This window comes from Azospirillum sp. Marseille-Q6669, assembly GCF_965111635.1.
Window position 1 is genome coordinate 2462553 of record NZ_CBCOOP010000001.1, and the last position, 19237, is coordinate 2481789.

Annotated in this window: 16 protein-coding genes; 1 reads left to right on the top strand and 15 read right to left on the bottom strand. The window is 68.3% G+C overall.

Going from position 1 to position 19237, the window contains the following annotated elements; all coding sequences use genetic code 11:
• Positions 1-34: 34 nt before the first annotated feature.
• The 4 genes from trmFO to uvrA all read right to left on the bottom strand — a co-directional run bounded on the left by trmFO (position 35) and on the right by uvrA (position 5372).
• Positions 35-1399 (bottom strand): methylenetetrahydrofolate--tRNA-(uracil(54)-C(5))-methyltransferase (FADH(2)-oxidizing) TrmFO, encoded by a 1365-nt coding sequence (gene trmFO, locus ACWPXE_RS11005; RefSeq protein ID WP_035676000.1) that lies wholly within the window; start codon positions 1397-1399, stop codon positions 35-37.
• A 142-nt stretch (positions 1400-1541) separates the two neighbouring features.
• The gene (locus ACWPXE_RS11010; protein ID WP_454017855.1) at positions 1542-2018 is read right to left on the bottom strand and encodes an SRPBCC family protein; all 477 of its coding nucleotides are present in this window, start codon (positions 2016-2018) and stop codon (positions 1542-1544) included.
• 185 nt (positions 2019-2203) lie between these two features.
• Positions 2204-2404, bottom strand: coding sequence for a hypothetical protein (locus ACWPXE_RS11015; RefSeq protein WP_454017856.1), 201 nt, complete (start codon positions 2402-2404; stop codon positions 2204-2206).
• Positions 2405-2519: 115 nt separating this feature from the next.
• Complete coding sequence (gene uvrA / locus ACWPXE_RS11020; RefSeq protein WP_454017857.1) at positions 2520-5372, bottom strand: excinuclease ABC subunit UvrA; 2853 nt, start codon at positions 5370-5372, stop codon at positions 2520-2522.
• 475 nt (positions 5373-5847) lie between these two features.
• Here uvrA and ACWPXE_RS11025 point away from each other — a divergent pair, with 475 nt between their 5' ends.
• Entirely contained in the window at positions 5848-6345 is a 498-nt protein-coding gene (locus ACWPXE_RS11025) for a single-stranded DNA-binding protein (RefSeq protein WP_454017858.1), read from the top strand.
• Positions 6346-6758: 413 nt separating this feature from the next.
• Here the strand turns inward: ACWPXE_RS11025 and ACWPXE_RS11030 are convergent, their stop codons facing one another.
• From ACWPXE_RS11030 to ACWPXE_RS11080, 11 genes are all read right to left on the bottom strand, one after another.
• Positions 6759-9161 (bottom strand): heavy metal translocating P-type ATPase, encoded by a 2403-nt coding sequence (locus ACWPXE_RS11030; RefSeq protein ID WP_454017859.1) that lies wholly within the window; start codon positions 9159-9161, stop codon positions 6759-6761.
• A 151-nt stretch (positions 9162-9312) separates the two neighbouring features.
• Positions 9313-9771, bottom strand: coding sequence for a c-type cytochrome (locus tag ACWPXE_RS11035; protein ID WP_454017860.1), 459 nt, complete (start codon positions 9769-9771; stop codon positions 9313-9315).
• A gap of 19 nt (positions 9772-9790) precedes the next feature.
• Positions 9791-10066 (bottom strand): hypothetical protein, encoded by a 276-nt coding sequence (locus tag ACWPXE_RS11040; RefSeq protein ID WP_454017861.1) that lies wholly within the window; start codon positions 10064-10066, stop codon positions 9791-9793.
• Positions 10067-10243: 177 nt separating this feature from the next.
• Complete coding sequence (locus ACWPXE_RS11045) at positions 10244-10636, bottom strand: hypothetical protein (protein WP_454017862.1); 393 nt, start codon at positions 10634-10636, stop codon at positions 10244-10246.
• A 37-nt stretch (positions 10637-10673) separates the two neighbouring features.
• The gene (locus ACWPXE_RS11050) at positions 10674-13790 is read right to left on the bottom strand and encodes an efflux RND transporter permease subunit (protein WP_454017863.1); all 3117 of its coding nucleotides are present in this window, start codon (positions 13788-13790) and stop codon (positions 10674-10676) included.
• 13 nt (positions 13791-13803) lie between these two features.
• Positions 13804-15528, bottom strand: coding sequence for an efflux RND transporter periplasmic adaptor subunit (locus tag ACWPXE_RS11055; RefSeq protein WP_454017864.1), 1725 nt, complete (start codon positions 15526-15528; stop codon positions 13804-13806).
• Complete coding sequence (locus tag ACWPXE_RS11060) at positions 15525-16739, bottom strand: TolC family protein (RefSeq protein WP_454017865.1); 1215 nt, start codon at positions 16737-16739, stop codon at positions 15525-15527. The genes ACWPXE_RS11055 and ACWPXE_RS11060 overlap by 4 nt, the downstream gene beginning before the upstream one ends.
• Positions 16732-17409, bottom strand: a complete 678-nt coding sequence (locus tag ACWPXE_RS11065; RefSeq protein ID WP_454017866.1) for a methyltransferase family protein — start codon at positions 17407-17409, stop codon at positions 16732-16734. The genes ACWPXE_RS11060 and ACWPXE_RS11065 overlap by 8 nt, the downstream gene beginning before the upstream one ends.
• Positions 17406-17678 carry a DUF2933 domain-containing protein gene (locus ACWPXE_RS11070; RefSeq protein ID WP_454017867.1) on the bottom strand — a complete coding sequence of 91 codons (273 nt, stop codon included), beginning with the start codon at positions 17676-17678 and terminating at the stop codon, positions 17406-17408. Before ACWPXE_RS11070 ends, ACWPXE_RS11065 begins: the two co-directional genes overlap by 4 nt.
• Before the next feature lie 10 nt (positions 17679-17688).
• Positions 17689-18453 (bottom strand): Spy/CpxP family protein refolding chaperone, encoded by a 765-nt coding sequence (locus tag ACWPXE_RS11075; protein ID WP_454017868.1) that lies wholly within the window; start codon positions 18451-18453, stop codon positions 17689-17691.
• A 157-nt stretch (positions 18454-18610) separates the two neighbouring features.
• The gene (locus tag ACWPXE_RS11080) at positions 18611-18961 is read right to left on the bottom strand and encodes a hypothetical protein (RefSeq protein WP_454017869.1); all 351 of its coding nucleotides are present in this window, start codon (positions 18959-18961) and stop codon (positions 18611-18613) included.
• Positions 18962-19237: the final 276 nt, after the last annotated feature.

Sequence of the window (19237 nt, forward strand, 5' to 3'; positions counted from 1 at the left end):
CGTTCCGTGATAATTTTCTTGAAGTTGCTGGACCTTAGACCGCGACAGCGGGTGCGGCCTTTAGCCACCCCTCCAGGTCCTCCAGCGCGCGGCGGGTGTAGGCCAGTTTGCGGTCGCGTCCGCGGATGCGTTCGTCCACCGGCGGGAAGAGGCCGAAATTGACGTTCATCGGCTGGTAGGTGTCGGCGTTGGCGCCGCCGGTGATGTGGCCGAGGATCGCCCCCAGCGCGGTGGTAACCGGCGGGGCGGACGGCTCGCCGCCCAGCCGCTCGGCGGCGGCGAAGCGACCGGCGAGCAGGCCGACGGCGGCGCTTTCCACATAGCCCTCACAGCCCGTCACCTGCCCGGCGAAGCGGATGCGCGGCTGCGCCTTCAGCCGCAGCGCGCCGTCCAGCAGGCGCGGGCTGTTCAGGAAGGTGTTGCGGTGCAGGCCGCCCAGCCGCGCGAACTCCGCCTTCTCCAGGCCGGGGATCATGCGGAAGATCCGCGCCTGCTCGGCGTGGCGCAGCTTGGTCTGGAAGCCGACGAGGTTGTAGAGCGTGCCGAGCGCGTTGTCCTGGCGGAGCTGGACCACCGCGTAGGGACGGCGTTCCGGCTTGTGCGGGTTGGTCAGGCCGACCGGCTTCATCGGGCCGTAGCGCAGCGTGTCCACCCCGCGCTCCGCCATCACCTCGATGGGCAGGCAGCCTTCGAAGTAGGGCGTGCTCTTCTCCCACTCCTTGAAGTCCACCTTTTCGGCGGTCAGCAGGGCGTCGATGAAGGCACGGTACTCGTCCTTCTCGAAGGCGCAGTTGATGTAGTCCTTGCCGGTGCCGCCGGGGCCGGGCTTGTCGTAGCGCGATTGGAACCACGCCTTGGACAGGTCCACGCTCTCCAGATAGACGATGGGGGCGATGGCGTCGAAGAAGGCCAGCGACTCCTCGCCCGTGAAGCTGCGGATCGCCTCGGCCAGCGGCGGGGAGGTGAGGGGGCCGGTGGCGATGACGACGCTGTCCCACGCCTCCGGCGGCAGGCCGGCGACCTCGCCGCGCTCCACGGTGATGAGCGGATGGCCGGTGATCGCCTCGGTCACCGCGCCCGCGAAACCGTCGCGGTCCATGGCCAGCGCGCCGCCTGCCGGCACCTTGTGAGCGTCGGCGCAGCGCAGGATCAGCGAGCCGCAGCGCCGCATCTCCTCGTGCAGCAGCCCGACCGCGTTGTACTCCGCGTCGTCCGATCGGAAGGAGTTGGAGCAGACCAGCTCGGCGAGCTGGTCGGTGCTGTGCGCCTCGGTCGGGCGGACGGGCCGCATCTCGTGCAGCACGACGGGAACGCCGCGCTGGGCGAGCTGCCACGCGGCTTCGGACCCGGCGAGACCGCCGCCGATGACGTGAACGGGGGAAAGGGACGTGTCGACCATATCAGCAACTTTCGCAAAGTTGCCGAACAAGTAGACCGTCACTGTCGCCACGGCAAGGCCAACCCGGACCACGGCGCGGAATCGCGGCCAGGATCGCCCCTGCGGTCTGGCGATCCTGGTCGCTCCGCCGAACAGCGGTGACTTACTGGGCGGCGAGCTTCTGCTTCAGCCCGTCGAAGCCAGAGGTGAAGATGCCGGAGATCACCTTGCGCGTTTCCTCGTCACTGGCGCCGTTGGAGGTGTAGCGCGCCTTCCACACCACGCGCGTGCCCTTGCCCGCCGGCTCGGCCGACAGGGAGGCCGCGTAGTCCTTGACCGGCAGCGGGCTGGTCAGGATCGAATAACGGATACGGTGGCTGCTGGCGGAGGAGGAGAGCAGCCGCTCCTCGATCGCGCCGCCGCCCTTGAGGGCCAGCACGCGCTCCTGCGCGCCGTCCTTCCGGCGCAGGGTGCAGCTTTCCACCGCCGGATGCCAGGTGCCGAGGTTGCAGAAGGGTCCGATCTGTTCCCAGACCTTTTCGACCGGGTATGGCAAGGTGGCCGATTCCGTGACTTCAACGGCCAGGGCCGGGCTTGCCAGCGCCAGCAGGGCGGCCGTGATCGCGAACAGGGTGCGCATGGGGTTCCCTCCGTTGTTCGGTTGTTCCGGCGCGCTTCATTGGGCGCGCCTTGAAATCCTAGCCGAGCGGGGAGGGCTTGAAACTTGTACGTTGGTAGAACGAACAGGGGAAGGACCAGCAAGACAACGGCCGGCCCCGCCTGTGCGGAGCCGGCCGTTTCATTTGGGAGCGAAACGAAAAGTCCTTATTCGCTCTTGGTCGTCGTCGTGCGCTCGGTGGTGGTCGAGCCGCCGGTCGGAGGGGTGGTCAGGCTGGAGTTGCCGTAGCCGGGCGAGGTGGTCGTGGTGGTGGTCGTGGTGCTGGTGGACTCGTCGGTTCCGCAGGCGCTGACCAGCAAGGCCGCGCCGAAAGCCAGCGCCACACCGGATATCATGGTCCTGGACATACTCCGTCTCCATCCTGTTGGCGAACGATGGAGAGGAAACGCCCCCGATGCGGGTTTGTTTCCGAGACAAAAGTTGGTCGAAAAGAAAAGGGCCGGGGATAACCCCGGCCGGTCTTCATGCCCTCTTCCGGCTTTTCGGCTTCGCTTTCAGGTAGGGGGCCAGATACTGGCCGGTGTAACTCCGCTTGACCTTCGCCACGTCTTCCGGGGTGCCCTCCGCGACGATCTCGCCGCCGCCGGTGCCGCCCTCGGGGCCGAGGTCGATGATCCAGTCGGCGGTCTTGATGACTTCCAGATTGTGCTCGATCACCAGCACCGTGTTGCCCTGGTCGACCAGCGCGTGGAGCACCTCCATCAGCTTTTCCACGTCGGCGAAATGCAGGCCGGTGGTCGGTTCGTCGAGGATGTAGAGGGTGCGGCCGGTGGCGCGGCGGCTCAGCTCCTTGGACAGCTTCACCCGCTGCGCCTCGCCGCCCGACAGGGTGGTGGCCGGTTGGCCGATGTGGATGTAGCCGAGGCCCACCCGCTCCAAGGTCTCCATCTTGTCGCGGATGCCGGGCACCGCCTTGAAGAACTCCTTGCCCTCCTCGACCGTCATGTCGAGCACGTCGGCGATGGTCTTGTCGCGGTAAGTGACTTCCAGCGTCTCGCGGTTGTAGCGCTTGCCGTGGCAGACGTCGCAGGTGACGTAGACGTCGGGCAGGAAGTGCATCTCGATCTTGATGACGCCGTCGCCCTGGCACGCCTCGCAGCGCCCGCCCTTCACGTTGAAGGAGAAGCGTCCAGGGCCGTAGCCGCGGGCCTTGGCCTCGGGCAGGCCGGCGAACCAATCGCGGATCGGGGTGAAAGCGCCGGTGTAGGTCGCCGGGTTGGAACGCGGGGTGCGGCCGATCGGCGACTGGTCGATGTCGATGACCTTGTCGAGATTCTCGAGCCCCAGCAGCTCGTCATGCTCCGCCGGATGCTCGCGCGCTCCCATCAGCTTGCGCGCCACCGCCTTGTAGAGCGTCTCGATGATCAGGGTGGACTTGCCGCCGCCCGACACGCCGGTGACGCAGGTGAAGGTGCCCATCGGGATGCGTGCCGAGACGTTCTGAAGGTTATTGGCGCGTGCGCCCTTCACCTCCAGGAACTGGCCCTTGTGGCCGGGGCGGCGCTGGTCCGGCACCGGAACGAAGCGGGTGCCGTTGAGGAACTGGGCGGTGACGCTGTCGGGGTTGGCCTGGACCTCCGCAGGGGTGCCCTGGGCGATCACGGTGCCGCCGTGCTGGCCGGCGCCGGGGCCCATGTCCACCAGATAGTCGGCAGTGCGGATGGCGTCCTCGTCATGCTCGACCACGATCACGGTGTTGCCGAGGTCGCGCAGCCGCTTCAGGGTCGCCAGCAGCCGGTCGTTGTCGCGCTGGTGCAGGCCGATCGATGGTTCGTCCAGCACGTAGAGCACGCCGGTCAGGCCGGACCCGATCTGCGAGGCGAGGCGGATGCGCTGGCTCTCGCCGCCGGACAGCGATCCGGAACCGCGGCTGAGCGTCAGGTATTCCAGCCCCACGGCGTTGAGGAAGCCCAGCCGCTCGTTGATCTCCTTGAGGATGCGGTAGGCGATCTCCTTGTCCTTCGGACGCAGATGGTCGTTCAGCGTGCTGAACCACGTCGCCGCGTCGGCGATGGACATCTCCGCCGCCTGGGAGATGTGCTGGCCGTGCACCTTGACGGCCAGCGCCTCCGGCTTCAGGCGGGCGCCCTTGCAGGTCTCGCAGGGCTGGGAGGACTGGTACTTGGACAGCTCCTCCCGCATGTAGGCGCTTTCCGTCTCGCGGTAACGGCGCTCCAGGTTGTTGACGATGCCCTCGAAGGCCTTGTTCGTCTGGTAGCTGCGCAGCCCGTCGTCGTAGGTCATCGTGATCGGCGCGCCGTCGGAGCCGTAGAGGATGGTCTGGCGGACCTTCTCCGGCAGCTTTTCCCACGGCGTGTCCATGGCGACGCCGAAATGCTGGGCGATGCTCTCCAGCGTCTGCACATAATACTGGGAGGAGGAGCCGGCCCAGGGGGCGATGGCGCCCTTCTTCAGCGACAGCCGCTCGTCCGGGACGACCAGCATGGGGTCGAAGTAGATCTTGCTGCCCAGCCCGTCGCAGGCCGGGCAGGCGCCGAACGGGTTGTTGAAGGAGAACAGCCGCGGCTCGATCTCAGGGATGGTGAAGCCGGACACCGGGCAGGCGAATTTCTGCGAGAAGACGGTCTGCTCGTGCGACTCGGCGTTCTCGACGAAGATGATTCCGTCGGCGAGGCCGAGCGCCGTCTCCAGCGAATCGGCGAGCCGGTTGCCCAGCCCCTCGCGCACGACGATGCGGTCCACCACCACGTCGATGTCGTGCTTCAGCTTCTTGTTGAGCGCCGGAACCTCGTCGATCTCGTGCATCGTGCCGTCGACGCGCACGCGCTGAAAGCCGCGCTTGCGGAGGTCCTGGATCTCCTTCTTGTACTCGCCCTTGCGGCCGCGGATGATCGGCGCCAGCAGCAGCAGGCGCGTGCCCTCCGGCATCGCCATGATGCGGTCGACCATCTGGCTGACCGTCTGGCTCTCGATGGGCAGGCCGGTGGCCGGGGAGTAGGGGATGCCGACCCGCGCCCACAGCAGGCGCATGTAGTCGTAGATCTCCGTCACCGTGCCGACGGTGGAGCGCGGATTCTTCGAGGTCGTCTTCTGCTCGATGGAGATGGCCGGCGACAGCCCCTCGATCGAATCGACGTCCGGCTTCTGCATCAGCTCCAGGAACTGGCGCGCGTAGGCCGACAGGCTCTCGACGTAGCGCCGCTGGCCTTCCGCGTAGATCGTGTCGAACGCCAGCGATGACTTGCCCGATCCCGACAAGCCGGTGATGACGATCAGCTCGTCCCGAGGCAGATCGACATCGACGTTCTTGAGGTTGTGCTCCCGCGCGCCGCGGACACTGATGTGCTTGTTCATGGAGTGTTCTTAGCCGAAACCGGAGGGGAAGGGAAGGCGCCAAAAAAGCTCCGAAAGCCCGGACAGATATGTGCCACGCGCAGGCGACTTGCCACCGGCGCGCGTCCCTTTCCGGCCGCGTGGGACGCAGGGGCGGGATGCGGGAACGCCGGGGCGTGCCGGGGAGACGATGATGGGGAGCCACCAAGGAAACGGTTGGCGACACGGACTCTCTCTGCTATGTTTGTTCATGGAGTGTTCTCTTTCGTGCGGGCCGGGCGGGTTGATCCGGGCGGAAGGGGCAAGGCGCTCTGGCGGCGGCGGTTGACCCGTGCCTGTCCCCCGTGCTTTGTGAAGCGAGGCGGGGCGGGCATGGACCGGACTACGGATCAAACCGGCCCTGCGAACAGACACCCCCGGTATCTGGACGCCCTTCCGCCGGGCGCCCGAACGGGTCGGATGGGATACCGGGAACCCGCGCTAGGAGACACATGCGATGAATGTATGGACGTTTACGGGGCGCCTCGGCGCGGATGGCGAGCTTCGCTCCACGCAGAGCGGTGAAAAGGTCCTGGGTTTCCGCGTCGCCAACGACGTCGGGTTCGGTGACCGCAAGACCACCCAGTGGGTGGACTGCTCCATCTGGGGTCGCCGTGCGGAGGCTCTGGCGCCGCACCTGACCAAGGGCAAGGCCGTGGTCATCTCCGGCGAGGTGACGATCCGCGAGTTTGAAAAGCGCGACGGCACCCGCGGTGCCGGCCTGTCGGTGCGGGTCAACGAGATCGACTTCACCGGCGGCCGTGAAGGCGAAGGCGGTGGTGGTGGCGGCGGTTACGGCGGTGGCGGTGGCTACGAGTCGCGTGGCGGCGGTGGTGGCGGTGGCTACGGCGGCGGCAGCAGCGGCGGTGGCGGCTATGGTGGCGGCGGTGGTGGTCGCAGCGGCGGTGGTGCTCCGCCCAAGCACGACGACCTGGACGACGAAATCCCGTTCTAAAACCTACCAGGGGCGGTCGTGTAAGGTTTCCAGCCTGAGGCCTTTGTGTTTACTAGTTTCCCCGGTTGCATACCTTGCCGGCTGTGGTGTTTTTCTGCCTGTGAGATTGTTACCGGGGAAGCCTGTAAAGAATTGCACGGTTTCAGATCCGCATGATCGTGATGGAGGGGGAGTGAATCTCCCTCTTGATCGCTTCCGTGGGCGTGCTTCCTATCTGGCCGAACGCTTGGCTGCTGACAATTCGGCTCACCAAACGGGTAGCCCAGTTCCTTCTATGCGCGGGAAAGCAGGCCGCAGTAGGAACTCGGCAGACGATACCAATGGGGATTCCTGACACCCACGGATGACGGTCAGGAGCATAGTCCGGGAAGACCGGCGTCCGGCCTTCGCGCGGGCGACACCCGTCGATCATTCTACAATTTGAGCCTACGCAGCCGCAGCGCGTTCCCAACCACGGACACCGAACTCAGGGCCATCGCGGCCGCGGCGATGATCGGCGACAGCGTCCACCCGAACAGCGGGTAGAAGACACCCGCCGCGACCGGCACGCCGAGCGCGTTGTAGACGAACGCCAGAAACAGGTTCTGCCGGATGTTGCGCATCGTTGCCCGGCTGAGCGTCCGCGCCCGTGCGATGCCCGCCAGATCCCCCTTCACCAGCGTCACCCCGGCGCTCTGGATCGCGACCTCGGTGCCGGTGCCCATCGCCACGCCGACGTCGGCCTCGGCCAGCGCCGGGGCGTCGTTCACGCCGTCTCCGGCCATCGCCACCACCCGGCCCTGCGCCTTCAGCCGCTTCACCACCTGGTTCTTGTCCTCCGGCAGCACCTCGGCCTCGACCGCGTCGATGCCCAGGCGGCGCGCCACCGCCTCGGCCGTGGTCCGGTTGTCGCCGGTCAGCATGACGATCCGCACGCCGTCGTTCCGGAGCGTCTCCAGCGCGTGCGGCGTGGTCGCCTTGATCGGGTCGGCGACCGCAATCACGCCACCGGGCTGGCCGTCGATGGCGGCGAAGAGAGCGGTGGCGCCCTCGCGCCGGAGGTCGTCGGCGCGCGTTTCCAGGTCGCCCAGCGCGACACCCTGGTCCCGCATCATCGCGGCGTTGCCGAGGGACACTGTGCGCCCGCCGACCGTCCCGATGACGCCCTTGCCGGTGACGGAGCCGAAGTCGGCGACGTCCCGCAGCGGCAGGCCCCGTTCCTTGGCGGAGGCGACGATGGCGGCCGCCAGCGGGTGCTCGCTCGACCGCTCCAGGCTCGCCGCCAGCGTCAGAAGGACCGCCTCGTCGATGCCCGGCGCCGGAACCACGGCGGTCACCTTTGGCTTGCCCTCGGTCAGGGTGCCGGTCTTGTCAACGACGAGTGTGTCGACCTTCTCGAACCGCTCCAGCGACGCCGCGTCCTTGATCAGGACGCCCGCAGTCGCCCCCTTGCCGACACCGACCATGATCGACATCGGCGTCGCCAGCCCCAGCGCGCAAGGACAGGCGATGATGAGCACCGAGACCGCCGCGATCAGCGCGTAGGCGAAGGCGGGCTGCGGTCCCCAAACCATCCAGGCGACGAAGGCCAGGGCGGCCACGAGGATCACCGCCGGGACGAAGTAGCCGGACACCACGTCGGCCATGCGCTGGATGGGCGCCCGGCTGCGCTGGGCCTCGGCCACCATGGTGACGATGCGCGACAGCATGGTGTCGGACCCAACCTTCTCGGCGCGCATCACCAAGGCACCGGTCTGGTTCACCGTTCCGCCGATCACCTTGGAGCCGGGCTCCTTTCCGACCGGCATGCTCTCGCCGGTGACCATGGACTCATCGACGGCGCTGCGGCCCTCCAGGACCTCGCCGTCGACCGGCACGCCCTCGCCGGGACGGACGCGCAGCCGGTCGCCAACCTGGACCACCTCGAGCGGCACCTCCTCGTCCTCGCCATCGGCACGGATGCGGCGCGCCGTCTTCGGCGCCAAGTTCAGCAGGGCGCGGATGGCGCCGCCGGTCTGCTCACGGGCGCGGAGTTCGAGCACCTGGCCCAACAGCACCAGCACGGTGATGACCGCCGCCGCCTCGTAGTAGACGGCCACCACGCCATCCATGCCTCGGAAGCTCGGCGGAAAGATGCCCGGCAGGAACGTCGCGACCAGGCTGAACACGTAGGCCACCCCGACGCCCAGCGCGATCAGGCTGAACATGTTCAGGCTGCGGTTCTTGAACGACCGCCAGCCGCGCTCCAGCAGCGGCCAACCCGCCCACAGCACCACCGGCGTCGCCAACAGGAACTGCACCCAGACGGAGATGCGGGGCGGCACCACGTCATGGAGCCCAAGCCCCGGGATGTGGCCGCCCATCTCCAGCACCAGCAGTGGCGCGCTCAGGACCAATCCGATCCAGAACCGCCGCGTCATGTCGACGAGTTCCGGGTTGGACCCTTCCTCGAGGGTGGCTCCGACCGGCTCCAGGGCCATGCCGCAGATCGGGCAGTTGCCCGGCCCCTCCTGGCGGATCTCCGGGTGCATCGGGCAGGTGTAGATCACGCCCTTCTGCGGCGACGCCTGGGCGGCCTTCTCGGGAGCGGCGGGCTTTGCCTCCGGCTTCAGGTACCGCTCCGGGTCGGCGACGAACTTGTCGTGGCAGCGCGCCGAGCAGAAGTGGAAGGTCTGGCCGCCGTGCCCGGCTTGGTGCCCGTTCCGCTCGGGATCGACCATCATGCCGCACACGGGGTCCTTCACCTTGGGCCGGTCGTCGGGACCGGCGTGGTGGTCGTGCCCACCGTGACTGTGGTGGTCAGGATGGTGTGCGTGGCTGCGGTGCTGGTCGTTCATGTTCGCTTCTCCCTTCGCATGCAGGCGTCGGTGCCTCCGCGTTCGTTCGCGCTTCCCGGCACCGGCGTGCGATGGCATCCATGAAACCGAGGCTCCGCCTTCCAATGACTGGAAGGTCAAGCGCGTTGTGCAGACCGCTCGCGCCCGCTCCTCATTTCCTCGCGCGTTCGCTCAGGGCGGCGTTGCGACGACGGATCTCCTCGGGCCAGGAACTCTTGATGAAGGCCAGGACCGCCCAGATCTCGGCATCGCTCAGCACGCCGCCGAAGGCGGGCATGTCGCTCTCGTAGCCGGGCGGGGCGAACTCAACGACGCCTTGCTTGGTGATCTTGAAGAGGTCGGCGTCGGGGTGGTGCCACGTATGCCCGGAGGCGTCGTGCGGCGGCGAGGGCAGACGGCCGTCCGGCTTGCGGCTTTGCCACTCCGGCTGGCCCTCGAGTCGCGCGCCGTGGCACGACGCGCACTGCTCCGCGTAGACCGCCTTGCCCTGGGCAACCTGGGCGGCGTCGGTTGGATCGGCGCCTGCCTTGGGTCCAGCGAGCAGGAAGACGCCAGCCACCGCGATCGTTGCACCCATGGCCAAGCCAACGCCAATTTTCACCGCCTTCATCACCACATCCCCCAGCACATCACGACCGGAACGGTGTCCAGGTCTTGCCGCCGTCCTGGCTGGCCAAGATGGCGCTCTTGTCGGTCACGGCGTAGAGCCGCTCGGGGTTGGTCAGCCACACGCCGTGATGCGAGGCGAGATACAGGCGCGACGGGTCTGTGGGGTCCACGGCAATCTCGTGGAGGTGTGAGACCTCTTTCAGCTTGAGGGTCTCTGCCGCCCGGACCGGTACGGCGACCACGGCACCGACCAGCAGGGCGGCAGCCATCGTGGCGAGTTTCTTCTTGGCGCTCATCGCGCATCTCCTTGCTTGCGGGGCGGATGGTGCGGGGAGCCTCATGCCGCCCATGCCGATCTCATGCCGACGGCACCTGAAGGCGCCGTCGGCATGACCCTCTCGATCAATGCTAAAGCATTGATCTGCCGGGTTTCACAGTTGGAGAATGATAAAAGCGATCATTTTCCAACCGTATCAGTGACCCGCGTGGCCCATCTCGAAGCGGGCCTGGACCGGCTTCTGGCCGGGCATGGTCAGGGCAGTCACGACCTTCACGCTGTCGTGCGCGCCGCCGAGGTTCGCCTGCCCCTTGAGGGCGTTGCCGCCCGCGGGTTCGAGCGCGACTTTTTGGGTCTGCTTGTTCGCCAGGACGGTCGCCTCGGCCTTGGCGCCGGTCACATCGACCGGCTTGTCGGCACCATCGGTCACGTACAGGACGACGTCGTTGCCCTTGAGCACGACTTCGACGTGGTAGGGGCCTGCGTCGGCGCGCTGGCCACCGTTCGGGCCAATCTTCGGGCCGTCGGCGAAGGCCGTGGCCGGGGCGGTTAAGAGGGCGGTGGCGAGCAGGAGGGTCGAGAACTTCACGGTGTGGTTTCCTTCTGGATGGACCGGGTGAGGGGGATCAGTAGGCCTCGGCCGGGCGCAGCGAACCGGCCTGGGCGGCAACCAGACGGTTCAGCGGCTTCTCGCCGAGCTTGAGGAAGAGAACCGGGGTCAGGACGGTGTCGAGCAGGGTCGCGCTGACCAGCCCGCCGAAGATGGTGACGGCGACCGGGTGCAGGATCTCCTTGCCCGGCGCGTCGGCGCCGATCATCAGCGGCACCAGCGCCACGCCCGCCGACAGTGCGGTCATCAGCACGGGTGTCAGGCGCTCCTGGCTGCCCCGGATCACCATAGCCTTGCCGAAGGTCTCGCCCTCGTGCAGGACAAGGTTGATGTAATGGCTGATCTTCAGGATGCCGTTGCGCGTGCTGATGCCGGTCAGCGTGATGAAGCCGATCATCGAGGCCACCGACAGCGGCTGTCCGGCGATCCACAGCGCCGCGACGCTGCCGATGAGGGCCAGCGGCACGTTGCCCATGATGATCAGGGCGAGCACCGCCGAGCGGTACCGGCTGTAGAGCACCAGGAAGATCATCGCCAGCGACACCATCGACAGCGCGGCGATGGTCTTGGACGCCTCCTCCTGCGCCTGGAAGGTGCCTTCCAAGCTGGTGAAGTAGCCCGGCGGCAGCTGCGACCGGGCGACCACGTCGCGAATGCCCGCGACGATCCGGGCCATGTCCGTCTGGCCGTCGGAGTTGCCGAGGATGACGATGCGGCGCTTGCCGTTCTCCCTCAGGATCTGGTTGGGGCCGTCCGTCTCCTCGACCGAGGCGAACAGGCTGAGCGGCACCCGGCCCGCCGGGGTCTCGACCAGCAGGTTTGCCAAGCCGCTGGTGGTGCGGTCCTCGTCCGACAGGCGCAGCACGACGTCGAAACGCCGGGTGCCGTCGACGATCTCCGACACCACGCGGCCGTTGGACAGGCTCTCCAGCGCCTCCGTCGCCATGGACGGGGTGACGCCGTAGAGCGCCGCCCGCTCGTAGTCCACGACCACCTGGACCTGCGGGATGCGCACCTGCTTCTCGATCTGGAGGTCCACCAGTCCCGGAACCGCCGCGAGCTTCTGCTGAAGCTGCCCGGCGAGGCTGCGCAGGGTGTCCAGATCCTCGCCGAAGACCTTCAACGCGATCTGCGCCCGCACCCCGGAGAGCATGTGGTCGAGCCGGTGCGAGATCGGCTGGCCGATGTTCACCGACACCGGAAGGGCCGCCAGCCGGGCGCGCACGTCGGCCAGCACCTCGGCCCGGCTGCGTTCGGACGGCCTCAGATCCACGTCGATCTCGCTGGAGTGGACGCCCTCGGCGTGCTCGTCGAGTTCGGCGCGGCCGGTGCGGCGCCCGACGGAGGCCACCTCGGGCACCTGCATGATCAGCCTCTCCGCCGCCAGCCCGACCCGGTTGGACTCGGCCAGCGAGATGCCGGGGTTCAGCACCATGGAGATGGTCAGCGTGCCCTCGTTGAACGGCGGCAGGAAGGCGCGTGGCAGGCTCGGCACCGTCGCCGCGGCGATCAGGACGGCGGCCCCCACCGTGGCGAACAGCGTCCCCGGGTTGGCGAAGGCCCAGCCCAGGAGCCAAGCGTTCCCGGCCTTCAGCTTGCGGACCAGCCAGCTGTCGTGCTCCTCCAGCCGCTTCAGCGTGGGAAGCAGGTAGTAGGACAGAACCGGCGTGACGGTGATCGCCGTAATGAGGCTGGCGAGGATGGAGACGATGTAGGCCACCCCCAGCGGGGCGAACAGGCGCCCCTCGATGCCCGACAGGGCGAACAGCGGGACGAACACCAGGATGATGATGACCGTGGCGTAGACGATTCCCGAGCGCACTTCCTGCGAGGCCGAGGCCACCACCTCCAGGATGGGCCGCGGGTTGTCTGCCCGCCGGTTCTCGCCGAGGCGCCGATAGATGTTCTCCACGTCCACCACGGCGTCGTCCACGAGTTCGCCGATGGCGATGGCGAGGCCGCCCAGCGTCATGGTGTTGATCGACATCCCGAACGCCTTGAACACCAAAACGGTGATCAGGATCGAGATCGGGATGGCGGTCAGCGAGATGAAGGTCGTCCGCACGTTCAGCAGGAACAGGAACAGGATGACGGCGACGACGGCGACCGCCTCCAGCAGCACCTTCTCCACGTTGCCGATGGAGGTCTGGATGAAGTTGGCCTGCTTGAACAGGATCTCGTCGGCGTGGACGCCCTTCGGCAGGAACTGCGCCAAGTCGCTCAACGCCCCCTCGACCTCCGCGGTGAGCTCGGTCGTGTCGGCTCCGGGCTGCTTCTGGACGGACAGGATCACGGCGGGCTTGCCGTTGACGCCCGCGTCGCCGCGCTTCACGCGGGCGGCGAAATCCACGGCGGCGATCTGGTGGAGCAGGATGGGCTGCCCCGTCTTGTAAGCGACGACGAGGTTGCGGAGGTCCTCCAGCCGGGTCGTCCGGCCGATGTTGCGGATCAGGTACTCTTGGGAATGCTGGTCGATGAAGCCGCCACCGGTGTTCGCCGAGAATTGCTGGAGCGCCTTCACGAGCTCGTCCGTGGTGATTTCCAGGTCGTGCAGGCGCGCCGGGTCGGGGGCGACGCGGTACTGCCGGATCTCCCCGCCGATGGGGATGACTTGGCTGACGCCGGGAATGGCGAGCAGCCGCGGCCGCACCACCCAGTCGGCGAGTTCACGGACCTCCATCGGGCCGACGCCGTCGCCGGACATGGCGATCAGCATGATCTCGCCCATGATGGAGGAGATCGGCCCCATCTGCGGCCGGACGTTGGGCGGAAGCTGCCCCTGGACGATGGCCAGCCGCTCCGCAACCTGCTGGCGGTTGCGGTAGATGTCCGTGCCCCAGTCGAACTCGACGAAGACGATGCTGAGCCCGACGCCGGACACCGAGCGCACGCGGGTGATGCCCGGCATGCCGTTCATCGAGGTCTCCAGCGGGAAGGAGACCAACTGCTCGACCTCCTCCGGCGCCAGCCCCTCGGCCTCGGTCATCAAGGTGACGGTCGGCTTGTTCAGGTCGGGGAAGACGTCGATCGGCAGGTCCTTCAGCACGAAGGAGCCGTAGACGACCAGGATCGCCGCGGCGGCCAGGACGAACAGCCGGTTGCGCAGGCTGGTGTTGACGAGGAAGTTGAACATGGCGGGGCGCTCCTCACCGGACCTGGTTGAGGAGACCGGCGCCGTCGGTGACGATGCGCGCTTCCGGCTCGACGCCCGCCAGGACGAGCACCGTGTCGCCGTCGACGGGCTGCGTGCGCACCGGTCGGGCGACGAAGCGTTGCGGGGTGTCGTGCTGCCAGACGATGGGCTGGCCGCTGGCGTTGCGCACCACGCTCTGCCGCGGCAGGACGATGCCGGACGCCTTCCCCTGGATCTGGGCGACGAGCCGGACCGGCTGGCCGACGCCGAGCCCCGACGGCGGATTGCCGATCCGGAAGAGCAGCGGGATCGCCTGTTGGCGCAGCGCGAGACTGGAGCCGAGGAGTTCCAGGGACAGGCTGGTGCCGTCGGCCGTCATCGCCGTGGCCGCCTTGATGGCGTTCGCCACCCGGGGATCGAAGGCGACCGCCTCGACCATCAGCCGCGACGGGTCGACGATCTCGAACAGCACTTGGTCGCGCCCCTCGACCACCTGTCCGGCCTTGATGTTGTTGGCCGTGACCACCCCGGAGATGGTCGCGCGCAGGGCTTCCTTGGTCGTCAGCGCGGGGGACAGAGCGGCCCGGCGCTTGCGCAGACCATTGAGATTGGCCTCCGCCTCTTCGATGTCGCGCTGTGGCACGCTGCCTTCCAGCTTCCGGAGCCGCTGGAGGCGGGATTCGGCGATGACCAGTTCCTGCTCGACCGTCGCGATCTGCTGCTGGATGCCGCTGCGGTCCACAAAGGTCACGGCGGGGGCGATGTAGGCGAGGGTTTGCCCGGCCTCGACCCGCTGGCCGACGTAGGGCAGCCCCTTGTCCCCCGGCTCGATGCGACCGCTCTGCGTGGCCTGGACGTGGCCGCCGCCGTTGGGGTCGGCGATGATCTGACCGATCAACTGCACCGTCTGCGCCGCCTCCTGCGGCTTGGCTACGACGGTGCGGACAGACAGCAGACGCTGCGACGGCTTTGGCACGTACAGGCTGCCGTCCGGCAGGCGTCGCGGGCTCTCCGATGCACCGGTAGCCCCCATCGGGACGGCCGCCGTCGGTGCCTTGCCCTTGTCCTCGTCGCCGTGGCTGTGGTCCTCGCTGCCGTGGGCAAAGGCGGCGCCGCTCGCCAACAGCAGGCCGATGCCGACCAGCGCGGCGCCTGCGACCGTCCGCGTGCGTCCACGCTGGGTCAGGGCGACGGTGGTCAGGACCCCGAGCAGGAAGACCATGACCGCCCCCAGCATCAGGCCCGAATCGTTCCGGACCTGCCCGAGGACGGCGGAAACACCGAGCGCACCGCCGGTCTGTGTTTCGGCCGCGGACGCCGGAACCTCCAGTGTGCCGATCAGCAGGTCGGCCGCGTCGGCCGCGGTGACGGAGACGGTCACTTCATGGGATCCCGGCTTTGAGAGCCAGGACGGGTCAAGGCGGTAGACGCCCTCCTCGCCGGAGACGGGCGAGGCCGTCGCGGCCTCGCCATCGGCGCTCACCTCGACGGTGGCGCCGTTCACGGGCTCGTTGGTGGCGAAGCGGTCCAGATGGACGACCAAGGTCTTTCCCTGGGCGACCGCCACGAGTTCGAAGTCGGACGAGGACGTCTCCAGGGTGGGGGCGGCCGTCGCGATGACCGGCTTCGGCTCCTCGCTACCGTGCGCGTGCCCTTCGTGAGCAAGGGTGGGAAAGGCGACCGGCGCGGCGACGCTCGCGGCAATCGCGGCCGCGGTGAAAAGGCGTCGGGTGGTCATGGAAGAACTCCGAGGGACTGGTTCATACGGGCGCGGGCGGCGCCGAGCTGGACTTCGGCGGTGGCGCGGGCGAGGTCGGCCTCGAAGGCCGCCTCCTGGGCGCGCACGTACTCGACGAGGCTGATCTCGCCCGCCCTCCGGGCGCGCTCGATGTTCGACAGGCGTGCCCTGAGGGCCGCGGCCCGGTCGCGCGCGATCGACAGGCGCTCGCTCGCCGCTTGGTGGGCGAGGCGGGCTTGCCGGATGTCCGACTCGACCGTACGGGTCGCGTTGGCCTGCTCGGCCTCGGAACGGACGACCTCGCTCAGCGCCTCGGCCCGCTTGGGCGCGTTCACGGCCTCGACCGCGAACGGGATGCGGACGGAGACGCCGAACACGGTGTCGTAGCGTTCCTCGCGGCTGTCGCGCTCGCGGCGGGCCATCAGCCCGACCTCCGGGCTGTCGCGCGTCGTCAGGTCCACCAGTTGGCGCTGGGCCTGAGCCGAGCGGACGCCCAGCCGAGCCGCCAGCAGGGAGGGGTGCCGCTCAAGCGGCGGCTCGCCGATCTCCGGCTCCGGTGCCGCCTTCGGCGGCGCCATGCCAGTGAGCGTCCGGAACACTTGGCGGGCCTCCTCCAGGGCGAGTTCCTCGTCGCGGAGATCCGCCGCGACGGAGAGAGCCTCAGCGCGGGCCAGTTGATGGTCGGCCTCCGCGATCTCTCCTGCCCGGGCGGTCCGTCGGGTGTCGGCCTCGAGCTGGCGGGCGACCGTCAGGCGCTGGCGGGCAAGCTCGGCGCGGCGCTCGGCCAGCGCGACCTGCCACTGGGCCGTCCGGACCTCCCCGGCGACCGCCAACTGGCGCGCGGCGATCTCGGCGTCGGTGCGCGCCAGAAGCGCGTCGCCCGCCCGGACGGTCGCCGTTCCCTGGCCGGGCAGCCAGAGCGGGACGCCGAGTTCGGCCTCGTACTCGCGCCGTCCGATGTTCCGGTTCAGGTAGTCGCTCGTGTGCCGCAGCGTGACTGCCGGGGCGGCCGGGACCAGCGCCTCCCCGGCGCCGCGCCGGGTGGTGGCCACGGCCCTCTGGGCCTCCAGGCTCCTGACTTCGGGATTGAGCTTCCAGGCGCCCTCGACCGCGTCCCGAAGCGTCTGCGCTCCGGCCGGGAGCGCCAGCAGGCACACGGCGACGGTCGTTGCCGCCGCTTGCTTCATGGGCTTCCAATCAGAATCACGCACCGAACGACCCTCCCACTCTGGGGTGGTTCGGCCCACGGGAGGAGAGACGTGGAAGCCAACCCGGCGTGACCGCGGCGTAACGCTCGTACTCGGCGCCGAACACCCGGAGGGCTTCCCGCTCCTCGGACCGGGCCAGACGGACGTACATCAGGACCAGCAGCGGGAACATCGCCAGCGTCAGGATGGTCGGCCACTGGAGCAGGAAGCCGAACAGGATGCCGATGAAGGCGATGTACTGCGGGTGCCGGACATGGGCGTACACGCCCGTCGTGGCGAGCCGGTCTTGCTTCTGCGCCGCGTGAAGCACTTTCCAGGCCGCCGAGAGCAGGACGAAGCCCGCGAGGATCAGGACGTTGCTGAGGATGTGCAGCACGTTGAAGTGCGGGTTGCCCTCCAGGCCGAGGACGGTCGACCAGAGGTGCCCGGCATCGTGGGACAGGATGTCGAGGCCCGGATAGCGGGTCTGGAGCCAGCCCAAGAGCAGGTAGATGGTCAGCGGGAAGCCGTACATCTCGGTGAACAGGGCCACGATGAAGGCGCTGAACGCCCCGAAGGACCGCCAGTCCCGGGGCGACTGCGGCTTGCCGAAGCTGAAGGCGAAGATGATGAAGATGGCCGAGTTGAGGACGACCAGCACCCACAGGCCATAGGCCGAGGCTTCGTGCGTCATGGCGTGCCTCCCTTGTTCGACCGGTCGGCGTCACCATTCCCGCCGCGGCCGCCATGCCCGTGGCCGCGGTGCATGAACAGGTGCATCAGCGGGCACAGGAGCAGGACGAGAAGCGGAAGCGCGTCGAGCACATGGTCGACGTGGAAGAGCGACAGGTACACAGCCGCCAGGGCGGCCCCGCCGAGTCCGGCCAAGCCGGTCCAGGTCCGGTACCAGGGCGTGCGCTCCTGCGGCTCGGGAGCGTGATGGGTGTGTTCGTGGTGCGTCATGGCCGCCTCCTCACATCATGCCCATGGGGCCGGGGAGCAGCCGGTCCGCGAGCGTCTTCTGCTCGTCGGTCAGCACGGCGTAGAGCGGCTTGGCGGCGGACTCCAGCGCCTTCAGCGCGTCGAGCCGGGTGGCGAGCGCCTTCTGCTGGAAAGCGAGCCGGTCGGGCCAGGAGGAGGGCATGCCGCCTTTGGTCATCTGCTCGTGCATGGCCTGATGGGCCTTGGCGTTCGCCCGCAGACTGTCGGCGAAGGCGTTCCACTGCGGTGCTTGGGCGTCGGTGATCTTGAGTTCGGCCTTCAGGAACGCGATGCGGCCTTCGACGTGCTCGAAGGGCAAGCCCATTCCGCCCTGCTGGCCCATCATCATCTGTCGCATCATGGACATCATCCCGGGTCCCATCATCCCGGGCCCCATCATCCCGGCTTGGCCGTCCTGCTGGCCCGACATGCCGCCCATCATCGAGCGCATCTGGTCCATGTTCATCATCATGCCGGGCTGGCCACCCTGCGCCTGGGCGCCGGGCTGGACGACGATGCCGCTGCCCATGCCCTGACCCATCATCGGCGCGTTGCCGGGCGTGCCGGGCTTCGCGCCCGGGGTCGGCTGCGTGGGAGCCGGGGTGGGGGCCGGAGCGGGCTGGGCCTGCGTCGTGGCAGCGGCCCCGTCCGGATGATGGGCGTTGTGGTCCTGGTCCGTGGTGGTCTGAGCCTGGGCTACCGACATCATGGCGGTCAGCGCGAGTGTCGGGAGCATCTTGCGGGTGAGAGACGACATGGCGTCCTCCATCTGAACATCTGGTTCGACCCATCCCGGACGAACTCCACGCGGGAGCGCCGGGGACGCAAAAGCCAAGCGCACGAGGGCCGGGACCGGCGTCCTTCGCCGAGCCGAGGCTCAGGTCGGGCGCGGGCGGACTCGTGGCGTCAGATGGTCAGAGCGGGGGGCGGATAGCCGGGTCGATGCCGATGCCGTCCGGCGTGGCCAGGGCGGGCAGATGCTGGGACGTGTTCAGGCGCGGGATGAACGCCTCGACCATCGCAGCGGGGAGGCCTCCGTGCATGGTGACGCACTGAGCAACGCTACAGCAGGCCCCTTCGTCGAGCAGGCCAAGGTCCCCACAGGGAGCTTCCTTGTGCTCGTGGTCCGGGACGGTCGCGATGGCGTCGCCATGGTCGTCGACCAGCGCGTGCTCGTGAGGAGTCTGGGACGCATGGTGAGGCCCCAGGTTGGCGTGGCTCGGCGCGGCATAGACGAGCAGCGTGGCCAGCATCAGCAGGCTCACCACCACCCTCCTCACCGACGACCGCGTCGCACGCCACATGGCGTTTGCCTCATCTTGTGGGAACCGTGCGGCACCCCAGTGCCCACCGCACCCTTATGGAAACCTACGACCGTTCCCAGCCCCCTGCAACAACAGATGGCTTCGGCAACGATCCCTGTCAGGCGTCGGAGAAGGAGTGCGTCGGAATGTCCCCCGCACTTCGACCGGGCCGGAGATGCCACAGGAAGAACCCTGCGCCTTCCAGCCGCTGGAAGGTCAAGGACAAAGTCGAACACG

What these genes read in the sequence shown, in the direction of transcription:
- trmFO (WP_035676000.1), bottom strand. Translation starts at nt 1,399, where the DNA reads ATGGTCGACACGTCCCTTTCCCCCGTTCACGTCATCGGCGGCGGTCTC.
- ACWPXE_RS11070 (WP_454017867.1), bottom strand. Translation starts at nt 17,678, where the DNA reads ATGACGCACCACGAACACACCCATCACGCTCCCGAGCCGCAGGAGCGC.
- ACWPXE_RS11065 (WP_454017866.1), bottom strand. Translation starts at nt 17,409, where the DNA reads ATGACGCACGAAGCCTCGGCCTATGGCCTGTGGGTGCTGGTCGTCCTC.
- ACWPXE_RS11040 (WP_454017861.1), bottom strand. Translation starts at nt 10,066, where the DNA reads ATGAGCGCCAAGAAGAAACTCGCCACGATGGCTGCCGCCCTGCTGGTC.
- ACWPXE_RS11075 (WP_454017868.1), bottom strand. Translation starts at nt 18,453, where the DNA reads ATGTCGTCTCTCACCCGCAAGATGCTCCCGACACTCGCGCTGACCGCC.
- ACWPXE_RS11015 (WP_454017856.1), bottom strand. Translation starts at nt 2,404, where the DNA reads ATGTCCAGGACCATGATATCCGGTGTGGCGCTGGCTTTCGGCGCGGCC.
- ACWPXE_RS11010 (WP_454017855.1), bottom strand. Translation starts at nt 2,018, where the DNA reads ATGCGCACCCTGTTCGCGATCACGGCCGCCCTGCTGGCGCTGGCAAGC.
- ACWPXE_RS11030 (WP_454017859.1), bottom strand. Translation starts at nt 9,161, where the DNA reads ATGAACGACCAGCACCGCAGCCACGCACACCATCCTGACCACCACAGT.
- ACWPXE_RS11050 (WP_454017863.1), bottom strand. Translation starts at nt 13,790, where the DNA reads ATGTTCAACTTCCTCGTCAACACCAGCCTGCGCAACCGGCTGTTCGTC.
- ACWPXE_RS11025 (WP_454017858.1), top strand. Translation starts at nt 5,848, where the DNA reads ATGAATGTATGGACGTTTACGGGGCGCCTCGGCGCGGATGGCGAGCTT.
- ACWPXE_RS11035 (WP_454017860.1), bottom strand. Translation starts at nt 9,771, where the DNA reads ATGAAGGCGGTGAAAATTGGCGTTGGCTTGGCCATGGGTGCAACGATC.
- ACWPXE_RS11055 (WP_454017864.1), bottom strand. Translation starts at nt 15,528, where the DNA reads ATGACCACCCGACGCCTTTTCACCGCGGCCGCGATTGCCGCGAGCGTC.
- uvrA (WP_454017857.1), bottom strand. Translation starts at nt 5,372, where the DNA reads ATGAACAAGCACATCAGTGTCCGCGGCGCGCGGGAGCACAACCTCAAG.